Origin of the sequence: Nonomuraea sp. NPDC050547, assembly GCF_044457345.1 — a bacterium.
Classification (GTDB): Bacteria; Actinomycetota; Actinomycetes; order Streptosporangiales; family Streptosporangiaceae; genus Nonomuraea.
The window spans coordinates 42,133-57,328 of the sequence record NZ_JBITGW010000029.1 but is presented as its reverse complement, the minus strand read 5'-3'; the positions used below and the strand labels follow the sequence as shown (position 1 = coordinate 57,328).

Sequence of the window (15,196 nt, the reverse complement as noted above, 5' to 3'; positions counted from 1 at the left end):
GATGTGGACGATCCAGAAGAACGATTCACCAACCTCTATGACCGGCACTACCGGAACGTGCTGGGCTATGCCCTGCTGCGTGCCGAGCCGGCCATGGCGGAGGACCTGACCAGCGAGACGTTCCTGATCGCATGGCGGCGTCTGGACGACCTGCCCGATCAACCGCTGCCGTGGCTGCTCGGCGTGATGCGCAACCTGCTGCGCAACCAGCGTGTCCGCCGGCTGCGCAGCGACGAGTTGATCGCGCGGTTGACCGGGCTGAGTTCCTTCGTCGAAGGCGACGTGGCCGAGCGGGTAACCGGCCGGCAGGAGGCCTTGGCCGTACTGGCGAGCCTGAGTGAACAGGACATCGAGGCGGTGGTGCTGGCCAACTGGTACGGCCTCACGCCCGCCCAGGCGGCCCAGGCGGCGGGCTGCTCGCCGCGCACGTACAACGTCCGGCTGCATCGCGCGCGCCGTCGCTTGGCCGACGCGCTCAAACTCCCGCCTCACTTCGCCTTTCAGGGACAGCCATGAACGACAACGACCCCATCAATGAACTGATCACCACGCTACGCCCGGACACGCTCACCGAGGACGCCTACCGGCGGCGCCGTTCGGCCGATCTCGCCCGCGCGTTCCAGACCCCTCGGACCCCTCACCACCTTCGGAGATTTTCCATGGCCAAGCGCCGCCCCCTGACGCTGTTCGCCGTCGCCGCGGCGGGAATCGCCGCCGCGGCGATCGCCGTTCCGCAGTTCGTCTCCGCGGACCCCACGACCGGCGCTCCGATCGCCGCGCAGCCGTCCGGCGTGCACGAGGTCCCGGCGCAGGTCACGACAGGCGCCCCCGCGAACACCCGCACGATCCTGCTCGCCGCGGCCAAGGTGGCCGCCGAGGAGCCGATCTCCTCGGGCACGTTCTGGTACTCGCGGGTGCGCACGGTGCAGATGGTTCATGTCGCCCCGCTGGAGTACAAGGCCGAGCTCAAGAAACTGGACGCCGAACTGAAGGCCGAGGAGGCGCGGTTCAAGGACAAGCCCGCCGAGTTGGAGGCCGCCCGCAAGGAGTTCAAGGACAAGGTCGACGCCCTGAAGACGGCTGAACTGCCCTACACCGCGACCCGCGGCGACACCGCCGAAAGCTGGCTATCGCTCAGGAACGCCACCGGCCGCTCGGTGAAGAACCAGGATGTGAAGATCGAGTTCGCGACTCCCGAGGACCGCGCCAAATGGCAGCAGGCGGGCTCGCCCAGGTTGTCCGAAGATGACCGGCCGAAGACGAAGGAAGGCGCCCCCGAGGGCATCGTCTCGATCGGCAACGACAGCCTCACCTGGTCCAGCATCGCCGAGCTGCCGACCGGCAAGGCAGCGCTGAAGGCGAAACTGCACAGCATGTACGAGCAGGGCGACAAGCGGATCCCGCTCGCCCTGTACATGTGGCAGACCGGCGCCGACCTGCTGTCCGCCCCGATCACCTCGGGTACCAGGGCAGCCCTCTACCAGGTGCTGGCCGACTCCACTTCCCAACTGACGTCGCAGACGGGTGTGGCCGACGGCAAGGGGCGTAGCGGGGTCGCGCTGGAGACGACCGGACCCGATGAGACCGGCGCGGCCGGCCGGATCACCTACCGGCTGATCTTCGACGACAAGACCGCCAAGCTCCTGGAGCTCGCCGTCATCGAAACGGGGAAGGCGACGCCGTTGCTCCAGCAGACCTACGAGGCCATGGGCTACGTCGGCGACCTGACCGCGAAGCCGGGCCAGTAGCACAGACCGCAGACCTCAGGCGGGGGCCGATGTCTGCCGGATAGCTCCTGCGGCACCCTCACGAGCAGACCCCGACTCCCACCCGGACCGGGGTCTGCGCGGGCACACGACCGCATACTTGACGGGCCGCCTCGCCGACGACTGGGCAGTGTTGACCGTCAGCCTTCCGGGCCCGGGGGCGTTGACGGCGGCCTTCTACGCTCGCCACAACGGTCTGCGCGGCACCCAGGCCGCTCACCTGTCCCGCGCTGCTCGGGCCGTCGTGAGCTGGTGGCGCACCCGACGAGCGCGGTGCACGGCGCCATGGCTGGGCAGGCGAAGGAGTGTGATCCCAGCCGCTGCCTGACGCGTCAGTAGATCCACGAGAGCGAGTTGCCCGTGCACGTGGCGGCGTCGATCTTGGCTATGCACACGTAGTACTTCACGCCGTCCTTGGCCTCGAACGCCTTGGTGTAGCTGGTGCCGCTGATGTTCTTGTGGAGATACGTGCCCTGGGCCACGATCGTGATTTCGTACTTGTCGTTGGCCAGCTTCGTCGGCTTCTCGATACGGGCCCAGATCCAGGTCTTGCTCTTGTACTTGCCGTAGCGCATCTGCAGCGTGCCGAGACCGGTCCTGTTGCTGTGGACCCTGGTCTTGACGTCGCTGGCGTACCTCGGCGCATCCGACGAGGTGCTCAGCGCCGCGGCTGTGGCCGGAGCCGCCGTTGCCGGGGCCGCTCCGGTGGAGGCGACGATCGCGGCGGTGGCCGCCGTTCCGGCCAAGGTCCAGATCTTGCGCACTTCAGGTCCCTTCGCGATTGTCGGACTGGAGGGGCAACGCTAAAGGGATCCGGTATATCCGAGGTATGCCCTTGCGGCGGAGCTGTCGTTCCGGGGCAATGCGGGCAGGCTGGTACGTGCCGTCATCGAGGGCTTCTGCTATCAGCCGCGCGCTGCCCCGGATGGGTCAGGCGCCAACGGGCGAGGCGCGCACCTATGAGAAGGCAGCATCCAGAAACAACGCGTTCCGCCCATGGATGGTCGCCCTGGGCAGGGTCGGCACCGGTGCTACCGGTTTCGCTCGGACTCGCGCTGCTGGTAGTCACGCGGAGACAGTCCGTGGAATCGGGAGAAGGCGGCGCTGAACGTGGGCAGGTGGGCGTACCCGATCCGGCGCGCGACGGCGCTGGGCGGGGCACCCCCGGCGAGCAGGTCGCGAGCGATGCGCATGCGGGCGGCATAGCGCCAGCGGCCCAGTGTCATACCTGTCTCGTCGCGGAAGGCACGGTGGATCTCAGCGCGGACGTCAAGATCATGCGTCCCGCCAGGCTCGCCGATACGGCGCAAGCACTCCATCGCGACAGCTCGCGCGCGCGGATCGGCGGGCATCGGCACCGACAGCGCCCGCTGCGCGGCGACCTGCTCCGCGAACAGGTCGAGGATGTGGCGGGGGTTGTGGTCGTCGGGACGCAGTCCGGACCTGGCGCTGATCGAGCAGAACATCAAGTAGTCGTCCCACGCGGGCGAGAACCGCACCTGCAGCGGCGCTGCCAGTTGAAGGTCGCCGGTGCTCGCGTTGCCCAGCGGCAGGGAGACGGAGTTCTCGCGGAGGCCGGTGACATGCTCGATGTCCGCAGGGATCCAGGTCGCCACCCCTCGCTCCCTCTCGTAGCGTTGGCCGCCGATGTCCAGGTACCCGCTGCCTCGATACATCCAGCTGAGGACGTGGATGTCATTGGTGTGCGACGGCGTGCTGGCCGCGGGCAGCATCTCAGGCGCGGCGGGAGTGTCCGTCTTGCGCGTCATCCGGATCAGGTCGTCGGTCTGCCGTGCCGCCGCTGCCCGTTGCGTCAGCCCACCGGCGTCAGGTCGGGCGGAGAGCTCCCGTCCGAACTCGTGGGGGGTCAGCCCGAACCGTCCCTTGAAGGCCCGCGTGAGGCCGTTACGGCTGGCGAAGCCCACACGAGCGGCCACCTGGTCCACGTCGTAACCGGCGGCGAGGAACTCCACGGCGGCGCCGAGCCGGCAGAGCAGCCGCCACTGCTCGAACGTGAGGCCGGTGTCGGCGAGGAAGTCCCGGCGAAGGGTGCGCGCGCTGGAGGGCACTCGCGACGCCCATTGCTCGACCGTGAGGTCAAGCGCGGGGTCGCGAATCAGTTCCTCGGCGACTGTCCTGGCGCCGTGGGCTCGCGGCATCGCCGGCGAGGCGAATCCCGCTGAGCTCGTACTTCGCCCGACCCTGATGGGCGCCGGCGAACGCGAGCCAGGACGCCGGAGGAGTTCCTCGATCGCCTCGGGGGAGTACCCGCGGCCGCTGAACGGAGTGACCTGCAGGTTGAAGAGCTGGATCAACCAGTCCTGCCAGCCCTTGGGAACGGCGAACCACGTCAGTTCCGACAGCCCCCAAGCCCCGACGCCGGCATGAGGCCACAGCGGGAAGGCGACAGTGCCCGGCTCGGTGGTGATCGCCCTCTCCGCCCAGCCATCTGCCGGAATCCAGGCGCCTTCGCCGGCTCTGAGGTGGAGCACCGGCCCGCCGTCGAGGCGTACGTGCGCCACGCCGGTGCGAACCCAGAGCAGCAGCGGTCGAACGGACGCATCCGCCGAACCCATCCGCGCGGCCGGAATCGGCGGCGGGTCGCCTGCGCCCGCGGCGAACGACGACGACACCACCACGTCCTAACCATACGGCAGCCTGCGCACACCAATACAGGTGAGGTTTGCCTAACCTTACCAGCGCGCCTTCCCGATGATGGTGCACGGCTTTGCCCTCGAAACGACCGGAAAGTTCGGTTTCCCGCATGCCCAAGACCTCGCGCCGGCTCACCGTGCACCCGCCGACCCTGCGTGAGGTCGAGGTGGTCCGGACGGCCGACATCACCTCGGGGATGCGGCGGGTCACGCTGAGCGGCGAGCAGCTGCGTGCGTTCACCACCGCGGACGGCTTCGTGCGGCCGGCGTTCGAGTCCCCGGGTTTCGACGACGACCTCGGGCTCTACTTCCCGTACCCAGGTCAGCGCGATCCGGTGCTCCCGGTCCAGGGCGAGGCCAGGTTGATCGTGCCCAGGAATCCTCGACCGCTGTCGAGGGCCTACACGGTTCGCCGGTGGGACCCCGAGGCCGGCGAGCTGGACGTGGACTTCGTCAAGCACGGGGTGGGGGCGGGAACGACGTGGGCCTATCGCGCCCGGCCGGGTGACCGGATCCACCTCAGCGGCCCGAGCACGTCCAAGGCGTTCCCGGCCGGCGCCGACTGGTGGCTCGTGGCGGGCGACGACACCGCACTCCCCGCGATCGGCCGCCTGCTCGACGAGCTCCCGCCCGGCTCCCGGGCGCAGGTGTTCATCGAGATCGCCGAGGACGCCCACCGCCAGGAGCTGCGCGAGCTGCCCGGGGTGGACGTGACGTGGCTGGTCCGCCCCGGTGTGACGGCCGGGACCGTGTCGCCGCTCATCGAGGCCGTCCGCGGCGCGGAGTGGTGGTCGGGCCAGATGTTCGCGTGGCTGGCCGGCGAGCACACGGCCGTCCGGGACATCCGCCGGCATCTGATCGAGGACCGTGGCGTGCCCAAGGAGGACATCGACTTCGCCGGCTATTGGCGTCGCTCCGCGGTCGTCGCCCTGGAGAGCGACGGAGCGGTACCCGACCCGGAGAGGACGGTCACCCCGTTCCAGAAGCTCAACGACCTGACCGAACTCGTCGCGCCGATCGCGATCCGCACCGCCGTCGAGCTGGGCGTTCCCGACCTGGTCTCCCGCGGCGTGACCAGCGTGAGCGAGCTGGCCGCCAAGGCCGGCGCCGACGAGCGCGCTCTGGGCAAGCTGCTGCGTTACCTGCACACTCTGGACGTGGTGACCGAGACAGAACCAGGTCACTACGCGCTGACGCCGGTCGGTGACGTCCTCACTCTCGAGTTCATCGCCGACCGGCTCCACTCCGCCGGGGTGGTCGGTCGCGAGATGCTCGGGATCCACGGCCTCACGGAGTCGGTCCGCACCGGCCGGCCCGCCTACGCCTCGGTCACCGGCCAGACCTTCGCCGACGTGCGAGCCGAGCAGAACTACGAGGACCGTCATCTGGAGCGCCTGGCCAAGTTCCAGCCCGCACTGGCCGAACCGATCGCCACGTCCGATCTGCTCGCCGGAGTCCGGCACCTGGTGATCCACTCCGGTGGAGCCGGCGCCCACGCCCGTGAGTACGTCGCAGCCCACGAGAGCCTGCGCGTGACGATCTGCGCCCTGCCCGCCCAGGCCGACTGGCTGCGCCGCGACCTGCCCGCCACGATTCCCGACGAGCGGCAACGCGCGCGGGTCAGCGTACTGGAGCAGTCCGTCTTCGAGCCCAGCCCGGCGGCCGATGCCGTGCTCATCAGCCGCGCCTTCAAGACCCTGCCCGATGCCGATGCCGCTCACGCACTCCGCCGGGCGGCCGAGAACCTCGTCCCCGGCGGACGGGTGCTGCTGATCGAGGAGGTCTTCGACACCGACGACCTCGACGAGCACGACGGCGAGGCCGACCTGATCGGCCTGGTCTGCCACGGCTCCGGCCTTCGCACCGCGGCGGAGCTGGACGTCGTCATCGCCCGGGCCGGCCTCAAGCGCAGGTCGGCGTACACCATCGGCCTGGGCGCCACCGTCCACGAGCTCCACCGCTGACTGAACCCCTCCACCCGGGAAGAAAAGAAGAGAACACCCATGAGCAACATCCCCCTGATGAGGCGTGGCGCGGCCCTTGCCGCCGGGCTGATGAGCGCGTCGCTCGTCCTCACCGCCTGCGGCGCCGCCGGCGACAAGGCCGCCGAGACCCGCACCGTCAAAGCTGCCGAGACCCGCAGCGTCAAGGCCGAGAACGGCACCGTCGAGGTTCCCGTCGCCCCCCAGCGGATCGTCACGATCGGCAACACGAACCTCCCCTTCATCGATCTGGGTGGCAAGCCGGTGGGCGTCACCGCGGTGTCCGACTCCGACCTCGAGGTGTTGCCGGCGGAACAGAGGACCGCGTACGAGGCGGCCGAGATCGTCGGCAGCAACGGCGGCGAGGTGGACCTCGAGAAGCTCGCCGGCCTCAAGCCGGACCTCATCCTGGTCCAGTTCCACTCGAAGGACTGGGACAAGGTCGGCAAGCGGCTCGAGGCGATCGCCCCGACCGTGCTCTGGGGGCTCGACACCGAGTGGAAGGCCTTCGCCGACGCCATCGCGGAAGCCGGCAACGTCGCGGACGCGCTCGGCCGGCAGAAGGCGGCGTTCAAGGAGAAGGTCACCAAGATCCAGCAAACGTACGGCAAGGTCATCGACGGCACCGCGTTCGTCGACGTCTCCCGCGGAGACTGGAACGACCCCGGGACGTTCTACATCGCGGACATCGGCTGCTCCGAGATCGCCCGGGACGACATCGGCCTCGACCTCCCCGAGGCGGCCAAGGGCAAGGACCCCTTGGCCTACGAGTCCTTGCCCTTCGAGCAGATCGGTGAGCTGTCCAAGTACGACGTGATCACCTACCCGGTCGACGCCGAGGGCAAGCCGGCCAAGTCCTTCGTGCCGGTCGTCGAGACCAACACCTGGAAGGCGCTGCCCGCCGTGAGCTCCGGTCGTGCGCTGGGAGTCTTCTGCCCCGGCAACAACTCCTACGGGCCCGTCATCCGGTACCTGGACTCGCTCGACAACGCGCTGGCGACCCTCCCAGCCGAGAAGTGACAGCCCTCGCCCCGCGGCACAACGGTCCGGGCACCGGGACGGTGCCCGGACCGCGTCGTCGTCTGCTCGGCCTGGTCGTCGCAATGGTGGTGCTGGTAGCCCTGCTGGTGCTGAGCGTCATGATCGGCTCGACGGCGATCGCGCCGTCGGTGGTATGGGACGCGCTGTTCCACTCCTCGGCCGGCATCGACCAGTTCGCGATCCGCGACTTCCGGCTGCCGCGCACGATCGTGGGTCTGGGCGTCGGCGTCGCACTCGGTCTGTCGGGCGCGCTGCTCCAGGCGCTCACCCGCAATCCCCTGGCGGATCCGGGCATCCTCGGCGTCCATGCGGGTGCGTCCTTCGCGGTGACGGTCGCCGTGGGCCTGCTCGGCGTCCGCGACGCCCAGGGCTACATGTGGTTCGCGTTCGCGGGGGCACTGATCGTCACGCTTCTGGTGCTCGCCCTCGGGTCGACTCGGCAGGGCTCCTCGCCGGTGGTCATGGTGCTCGCCGGGGTCTGCGTCGGCGCTGTGCTCGGCGGCGCCAGGGAGGCGCTCCAGCTGACCAACCCGGATGCCTTCGACGCGATGCGGTACTGGAACGCCGGGTCGATCGTGGGTCGCCCGCTCGAGGTCGTGTGGCCGATCCTGCCGTTCTTCGCGCTGGCGCTCATCCTGGCCTTCGCGGTGTCGGGCCCGCTCAACGCTCTGGCTCTGGGTGACGAGATGGCGGTCGCCCAAGGGGTCCGGTTGGTACGCACCCGTGTGCTCGCGGTGATCGCACTCACCCTCCTCGCCGGTGGCGCCACCGCGATCGCCGGACCCATCGCATTCGTCGGGCTCATGGTGCCGCACGTGGCCCGCTGGATCGTCGGCCCGCACCAACGCTGGATCTTCGCCTACAGCATTCTCCTCGCCCCGAGCCTGCTGCTGGTCTCCGACATCCTCGGCCGCGTCGTGATGAGACCCAGCGAGATCCCCGTGGGAGTCGTCACCGCCTTCGTCGGCGCTCCCGTTCTCGTCGCACTGGCGCGGCGGAAGAAGGCGAGCGGGCCATGAGCGCGCATCTTCCGCGGGTGGACTTCGGGCGGCGGGTGCTGGTGCTGCGGCGCGGGCGGATCGCGGTACGGCTCCAGTGGCGCTCGGTCGCCGTCTGCGCGGTGCTCGCGGTCGCGGTCGCCGGTACGGCGGTGCTCGCGCTGATGACCGGCTCGTACCAGTTGAGTCCCGGGCAGGTGCTCTCCGCGCTGACCGGCCGGGGGACGGGCATCGTCCTCGACATCGTGGTCGAGTGGCGGCTGCCCCGGGTGGTGGCGGCGCTGGTGTTCGGCGCGGCTCTGGGGGTGAGCGGGGCGGTCTTCCAGTCGCTGTTGCGCAACCCTCTCGCCGAACCCGGCATCATCGGGTTCGCCCAGGGCTCCTACACCGGCGCGCTGATCGTGATCCTGGCCGTCAACGGCACCTACGTGCAGTTGGTCGGCGGGGCGTTGCTGGGCGGGATGACCACCGCCGTGGCCGTGTACGTGCTCGCCTACCGACGAGGGGTGCAGGGGTTCCGGCTGATCGTCGTCGGCATCGGCGTCACGGCCATGCTCGGGTCGCTCAACACCTGGCTGATCCTCAAGGCCGACCTGGACCAGGCGATGTCCGCGGCCGCATGGGGTGCCGGTTCACTCAACGGCGTGTCCTGGGACCAGGCCGTCATCGGTGGCGCCTGCATCGCCGTACTCCTGCTGGCGGCCGGAATGCTGAGCCGGCCGATGCGGCAGATGGAGCTGGGTGACGACGCGGCCGCCTCGCAAGGGGTACGGGTCTCGCCCGCCCGCCTCGGCCTGATCCTGGTGGGAGTGGCGCTGACGGCGACGGTCACGGCCGCGTCGGGGCCGATCGCCTTCATCTCCCTGGTCGCCCCGCAGATCGGACGCCGGCTCGCCCGCACCGCCGGGATCACCCTCGCCCCCGCCGCCTTCGTCGGCGCGCTGCTGTGCCTGGCGGCGGACTACCTCGCCCAGCACGTCGCCCCCACCCCGCTGCCGGTCGGCATCATCACCGTCGTGCTCGGCGGCGGCTACCTCGGATACCTGCTGTTCACCGAAGCCAGGAGACGCCTATGAGCGCCACCCCGCCCGGCACCGCGCGCCTCCGCGTCGAGTCGGCGACGATCGGCTACGACAAGCGGACCATCTCCGAGCACCTCTCGGTGGCGATCCCCGACGAGTCGTTCACGGTCATCGTCGGCCCGAACGCGTGCGGCAAGTCCACCCTGCTGCGCGGCCTGTCCCGACTGCTCAAGCCGTCGGCCGGGCAGGTCGTCCTCGACGGTGCCGACATCAACATCTACAAGACCAAAGAGGTGGCGCGGCGGGTCGGACTGCTGCCGCAGACCTCGATCGCCCCGGACGGGATCACCGTCGCCGACCTGGTGGCCCGGGGACGGTACCCCCACCAGGGGTTCATCCGGCAGTGGACCGAGGACGACGAGCGGGCCGTGCTCAGGGCGATGCGCCAGACCTCGGTCACCGACCTGTCCGGGCGCCTGGTGGACGAGCTGTCGGGCGGGCAGCGCCAGCGCGTGTGGGTGGCCATGGCGCTCGCGCAGCACACCGCCATCATGCTGCTCGACGAACCGACCACCTTCCTCGACATCACCCACCAGATCGAGATGATGGAACTGTTCACCGACCTGCACCAGGTCGGCCACACCCTGGTCGCCGTTCTGCACGACCTGAACCACGCCGCCCGCTACGGCACCCACCTGATCGCCATGAAGGACGGCGCCGTGGTCGCCGAGGGCACTCCGGACGAGGTGGTCACGGCCGAACTGGTCGAGGAGGTGTTCGGTCTGCGCTGCCTGGTGGTGCCAGATCCGGTGGCCGGCAGCCCCCAGGTGGTGCCGCTCGGCCGCGAACGAACCCGGCGGAGGTCCGCTGACGGCACCGCCGTGGAGAGCGCGAGACATGGCTGATCCGATGGTCGAGAAGCTGTCGACCGGTGAGTGGAGCCCGGAAAGGTTCAGACGACATCTCGCGGAGAAGGGTGCACCGCTTGTCGAGCGGGTCTCCGCGGACGAGGTGGAGGTGACGTTCGTCGACGAGCCCGGAGACGACACGACGGTCACCCTCTCGGTGGTGATCGGCCCCAGAATCGGCTTCAACCCGATCGGCACGGAGTTCGCCTCGGTGGCGGGGACGCCGTTCCGCGTTCTCACTCTGCGGATGCGTTCCGACCTGCGCTTCTCGTACGTGTTCACCCGGCGTGGGCCGACGGGGGAGGGCGAACGGGTACCGGACCCGTTCAACCCGCCACCGAGGTTCTCGGAGTGCTCGGTGGAGCGGTTCTCCGGCGCCTCGGTTGCAGTGCTGCCCGACGCCGTGCCGTTGCCCTGGCTCGATCAGGCCGAAGCGCGTCCGGCCCCGGCAGCGGAAACCGCCGTGCTGGCGAGCGAGCTCCTGGGAGACGAGCGCCGCATCTGGGTCTCGATGCCCCCCGGAGAGTTCTCGGACGAGAGCGCACTACCCTTCGTGATCCACCTGGACGGGACGCCGGACCACAGCGCGCCGAGCGTTCGTGACGCCCTGGTCAGGGCGGAACTGATCCGGCCCTGCGCGGTGGTCCTCGTCGATCAGCCCGCACCGCGGCGCGACAGGGAACTGCTCTGCGACCCGGCGTTCTCCCAGATGCTGGTCCGTGAACTGCTGCCGTGGCTCCACCACCGGTATCCGCTCTCGCGGGACCCCGGTGACGTCGCGCTGGCCGGCGAGAGCTTCGGCGGTCTGTGCGCCGGCTGGACAGCGCTCCACCACCCGGCGACGTTCGGCAACGCCATCCTCCAGTCGCCGTCGTGCGGGTACCACCCCGACCTCACGTGGGGCACCGGGGCGGGTGAGCTGCTGCGCCGCACCCCCGTACCGACGCTGATCGCCGACTACCTGGCCGCGGAAACGGCACCCATCCGCATCTTCCACGACGTCGGTGAGCTGGAGAGCTCAAACACCCACAGTCGCTGGCTTGACCACGTGCTCACCGGGAAGGGCTACGACACCCTCTACCGAGAGTTCGCCGGCGGACACGACTACGCATGGTGGCGAGGGATCTTCGCCGACGCTTTGCTCTGGTTCTTCCCGCTTGGGAGCCGGGACCGGGGTCAGGTGTGAGGAGTTCCTCGCGTTTCTCCGACACCGCGGGACTGGGGCGAGGGCCCCTGACCCGCTGGCTGCCCGTGCTCCTGCTCGCTCCCGCCGAGCCGCTCGGCTCCCGGCCGTTCGAGTCCGGGCCGGGGATCACTCCGGGCCGGTTCCTGCTGCGAGTGATCTTCTCGGTGAAGCGGGTCAGCGTTCCCGCGATGCTGCTGGCGATCGTGTGGCAGGTGGGCGAGTCCGCGGTCCCGGTGGTGATGGGACTCGCGATCGACCGGGCCCTGGCGACCGGCGACGCGGGACAGCTGGTCCTGTGGCTCGGCGTGCTGGTGGCCCTCTACGTCGCGCTGACGTCGGCGGCGAGGTTCTCGCTGCGGCTGACCGCCTACGCGGTGCAGGTACTGCAACACCGGCTCCGCGGCACCCTCTCCACGGGCGTCCTGCACCCGGTCGGCGGCACCGCCCGGGCGCCGGACGGCAGAGTGGTCTCGGTGATGACGAACGACGTCGCGCGCCTGTCCAACGCGGTGATCCTGACGATCATCCCGGTCTCGAGGATCACGGCCATCGGATTCATCGCGGCGTCGCTGCTGGCGACGCACTGGCTGCTCGGACTCGTGGTGCTGTTCGGGGCGCCGGTCGCGGTCTGGTCGATGGGCGTGCTCAGCGAACGACTCTCCCGGGACACCCGCGAGTACCAGGAGCTGCTGGCCTCCACGGTCGGACAGGCCACGGACCTCGTCGCCGGCTACCGGGTGATCAAGGGGGTGCGTGCCGAGGCCGAGGCGACCAGCCGTTACCGGCAGGCGAGCCAGGAGACCCTTGCCGGAGCCAGGCGCAACGCGGGCCTGCTGGGACGGTTCCTCGTGGGCTCGGGCGTGGTCAGCGGCACGTTCGTCGCCGCGGTGATGGGGCTGGCGGGCTGGTTCGCCGTGGACGGACAGCTCAGCACCGGCGGGCTGATCACCGCCGTCGGCCTCACCCAGGCGCTGCTGCCGCAAATCCAGGCGATCGCGAACATCTCCATCCCCAACCTGGCCGGCGCCCGCGCCTCGTCCGCGCGTGTCCTCGACGTGCTGCGGGACAACGCCGCGACGGCTGGGTCCGATGACGTGACCCGGAGGGAGGTCGCCGCGGTGCCGGAGCTGGACGTGGTCGTGCCGAGCGTCTCCGGGCCCGGTGTGACGATCCGGGTCGAGCCCGGCGAGCTCGTGGGCGTGCGCGCCGGCGACCGGACCGCCGCCCGTGTCGTCGAGGCGCTGCTGGACCCGCGGGCCGAAGGCGGGGTCGAGGCGCGGCTCGACGGGATCGCGGCGCGGGAGCTGTCCCCGGTCGAGTACCGCTCCCGGGTCACCGTCGCGCCGCACCGTGCCACCCTGTTCAGCGGCACCCTCCGCGACAACGTCGCCGTGATCGCGGGCGCGCCCGAGCGGGTGGACGCCGCGGTGCGAGCCGCCGCTTGCGACGACTTCGCGGCCGATCTCGACCTCCCGGTCGGCGAGGGCGGCAACCGGCTCTCGGGCGGGCAGCGCCAGCGGGTCGCCCTCGCCCGCGCCCTGGCGAGCGACGCGCCGGTGCTCGTGCTGCACGACCCGACCACCGCGGTCGACTCGGTCACCGAGCACACGATCGCGGGCCGGCTGCGCGGTGTCCGGGCTGGCCGTTCGACGCTGCTGATCGCCTCGGCCCCGGCGCTGCTCGCCGCCTGTGACCGCGTCGTCGAGGTGCCTGACGACGTACCCGCGCCCGCAAGGACGGCGCGGTGAGCGGCGCCACCGCCGTCCCCGAGACCGCGGCTTCCGATCCCGGGCTGCCGGTCGCGAGCGGCCGTGAGACGATCAGAGAGGTGTGGCGGCTCAGCCACGGATACCGGCTCCGGCTCGCCGCGACCGGGGTCCTGGGGATCGTCAGTACCGGCGTCGACCTGATCGTTCCCGTGGCGATCGGATTCCTCGTCGACCGCGTGCAGGCCGGCATCGCGGACCTCGCCACCGTGCTGACGGTCACGGCCGTCATGGCGCTCTCGGCAGTCGTCGGCGCCGCGGGCACCGCGCTGACGATCGTGGTCGCCACCCGCGTCTACCACTCCATCCTCGCCGCGCTGCGCGAGCAGCTCGTGGGCCACGCGATGACGCTCCCACAGCACCTCGTCGAGCGCGCCGGCACCGGAGACCTGATCTCGCGATCCAGCGACGACGTCACCGCGGTCGCCGACGCGGCCCCCGCCGTGATCCCGGCGCTCACCGTCACCGCCTTCACCATCATCGTGTCGCTGGGCGGGCTCGCGGCACTGGAATGGCCCTACGCGGCCGCCTTCGCCGTCGTGCTGCCGGTCTACGTGCTGGCCGTGCGGTGGTACGTGCGCACCGGACCAGGGGTCTACCGCGCAGAGCGCACAGCGATGAGCGCGCGTGCCCAGCAGATCCTCGAGTCCCAGCGCGGCTACGCCACCGTGCTCGGCTTCGGGCTCGCCGAGCGACGACACCGGGCCGTGATGACGGACTCCTGGCGCGTCGTACGGCAGTCGCTACGCGCACGCACCGTGCTGAGCATGCTCAATGCCCGGCTCAACCTCGGGGAGTGCCTGAGCCTGGCCGCCGTACTCGTCGTCGGCTTCGTCCTCATCGACCACAACGCCTCGACCGTCGGCGGCGCCACCACCGCCATGTTGCTCGTGCTGCGCCTGCTCGGACCGGTCAACCAGTTGCTGCTGGTCATCGACACCCTCCAGTCCGCCCTCGCATCGCTGAGCCGCATGATCGGCGTCGTCACGATTCCGTTCGGCTCGCCGGATGTTCCTGTGCGGGCCGCGGGCACCGCCGTACAGCTCGACGAGGTCTCCTTCCGTTACGGCGAGGGGCCACGGGTGCTCGACGACATCAGCCTCGACATCCCGTCCGGTCAGTGCGTGGCCGTCGTCGGCGTGTCCGGGGCGGGCAAGACCACGCTCGCCGGCGTGGTCGCCGGCACCCACCTGCCTGCGGCCGGGAGGGTGGCTCGCCCCAGCCGTACCGCGATGATCACCCAGGAGGTCCACGTCTTCGCGGGCACCCTGCGCGACAACCTCACCCTCGCCGCACCCGGGGCCACCGATCGCGACCTCCACGCAGCGCTGGAAGCCACCGGCGCCGCATCGATCCTCGATGTTCTCCCCGACCGGCTGAACACCCTGCTGGGTGCCGGCGGACACCCGCTGACCGACGCACAGGCGCAGCAGCTCGCCCTCGCCCGCCTGCTGCTCACCGACGCTGACCTGGTGATCCTCGACGAAGCGACGGCCGAGGCCGGCTCCGCCTACGCCGGACAGCTCGACCGCGCCGCTGACGCCGTCCTCGCCGGGCGCACCGCGGTCGTCGTCGCGCACCGGCTCTCCCAAGCAGCGGCCTGCGACCGGATCATGGTGATGGAGCACGGCCGCATCATCGAGACCGGCACCCACGGAGAGCTGGTCGCCGCCGGCGGCGTGTACGCCGGGTTGTGGACGGCCTGGGAGACCGCCCAGTGACAACAGCCCGACCAGACCAGGATGCGCCCCGGCCCCCGGAGCCCGTCGTCCCATCACTGGTGGAGAAGGGATCGAGCTTGCGGGCGATGCCCTGGCCTTCGGCGATCAAGTCGTGGACCGGAGCGTGTGCCGCCGGCCGCGTTCGGCGGATT

Annotated in this window: 12 protein-coding genes; 10 read left to right on the top strand and 2 right to left on the bottom strand. The window is 70.5% G+C overall.

Annotated elements, in window-relative coordinates:
• Window positions 1–3: 3 nt before the first annotated feature.
• A complete protein-coding gene (locus ACIBHY_RS50085; protein ID WP_397310511.1) occupies window positions 4–516 on the top strand; it encodes an RNA polymerase sigma factor in 513 nt (170 codons plus the stop codon).
• Window positions 513–1,748: a hypothetical protein gene (locus ACIBHY_RS50080; RefSeq protein ID WP_397310510.1), complete on the top strand. Its 1,236-nt coding sequence runs from the start codon at window positions 513–515 to the stop codon at window positions 1,746–1,748. Before ACIBHY_RS50085 ends, ACIBHY_RS50080 begins: the two co-directional genes overlap by 4 nt.
• A gap of 350 nt (window positions 1,749–2,098) precedes the next feature.
• Here the strand turns inward: ACIBHY_RS50080 and ACIBHY_RS50075 are convergent, their stop codons facing one another.
• Together ACIBHY_RS50075 and ACIBHY_RS50070 are read right to left on the bottom strand one after the other, a co-directional pair.
• Window positions 2,099–2,530, bottom strand: a complete 432-nt coding sequence (locus ACIBHY_RS50075; protein ID WP_397252855.1) for a hypothetical protein — start codon at window positions 2,528–2,530, stop codon at window positions 2,099–2,101.
• Between the two features lie 267 nt (window positions 2,531–2,797).
• On the bottom strand, window positions 2,798–4,405 hold the full coding sequence (locus tag ACIBHY_RS50070) for a helix-turn-helix domain-containing protein (RefSeq protein WP_397310509.1): 1,608 nt from the start codon (window positions 4,403–4,405) through the stop codon (window positions 2,798–2,800).
• Window positions 4,406–4,530: 125 nt separating this feature from the next.
• Here ACIBHY_RS50070 and ACIBHY_RS50065 point away from each other — a divergent pair, with 125 nt between their 5' ends.
• The 8 genes from ACIBHY_RS50065 (at window position 4,531) to ACIBHY_RS50030 (ending at window position 15,044) form a co-directional block, all read left to right on the top strand.
• Window positions 4,531–6,384 (top strand): SIP domain-containing protein, encoded by a 1,854-nt coding sequence (locus ACIBHY_RS50065; RefSeq protein WP_397310508.1) that lies wholly within the window; start codon window positions 4,531–4,533, stop codon window positions 6,382–6,384.
• A gap of 39 nt (window positions 6,385–6,423) precedes the next feature.
• Window positions 6,424–7,422, top strand: coding sequence for an ABC transporter substrate-binding protein (locus tag ACIBHY_RS50060; protein ID WP_397252858.1), 999 nt, complete (start codon window positions 6,424–6,426; stop codon window positions 7,420–7,422).
• 83 nt (window positions 7,423–7,505) lie between these two features.
• Window positions 7,506–8,462, top strand: coding sequence for a FecCD family ABC transporter permease (locus ACIBHY_RS50055; RefSeq protein ID WP_397310506.1), 957 nt, complete (start codon window positions 7,506–7,508; stop codon window positions 8,460–8,462).
• Window positions 8,459–9,517, top strand: coding sequence for a FecCD family ABC transporter permease (locus ACIBHY_RS50050; protein ID WP_397310505.1), 1,059 nt, complete (start codon window positions 8,459–8,461; stop codon window positions 9,515–9,517). The genes ACIBHY_RS50055 and ACIBHY_RS50050 overlap by 4 nt, the downstream gene beginning before the upstream one ends.
• Entirely contained in the window at window positions 9,514–10,368 is an 855-nt protein-coding gene (locus tag ACIBHY_RS50045; protein ID WP_397252861.1) for an ABC transporter ATP-binding protein, read from the top strand. Before ACIBHY_RS50050 ends, ACIBHY_RS50045 begins: the two co-directional genes overlap by 4 nt.
• A complete protein-coding gene (locus ACIBHY_RS50040) occupies window positions 10,361–11,557 on the top strand; it encodes an alpha/beta hydrolase (protein ID WP_397310504.1) in 1,197 nt (398 codons plus the stop codon). The genes ACIBHY_RS50045 and ACIBHY_RS50040 overlap by 8 nt, the downstream gene beginning before the upstream one ends.
• Window positions 11,554–13,305 carry an ABC transporter transmembrane domain-containing protein gene (locus ACIBHY_RS50035; protein ID WP_397310503.1) on the top strand — a complete coding sequence of 584 codons (1,752 nt, stop codon included), beginning with the start codon at window positions 11,554–11,556 and terminating at the stop codon, window positions 13,303–13,305. The genes ACIBHY_RS50040 and ACIBHY_RS50035 overlap by 4 nt, the downstream gene beginning before the upstream one ends.
• Complete coding sequence (locus tag ACIBHY_RS50030) at window positions 13,302–15,044, top strand: ABC transporter ATP-binding protein (protein WP_397310502.1); 1,743 nt, start codon at window positions 13,302–13,304, stop codon at window positions 15,042–15,044. Before ACIBHY_RS50035 ends, ACIBHY_RS50030 begins: the two co-directional genes overlap by 4 nt.
• The last annotated feature ends 152 nt before the right edge of the window (window positions 15,045–15,196 follow it).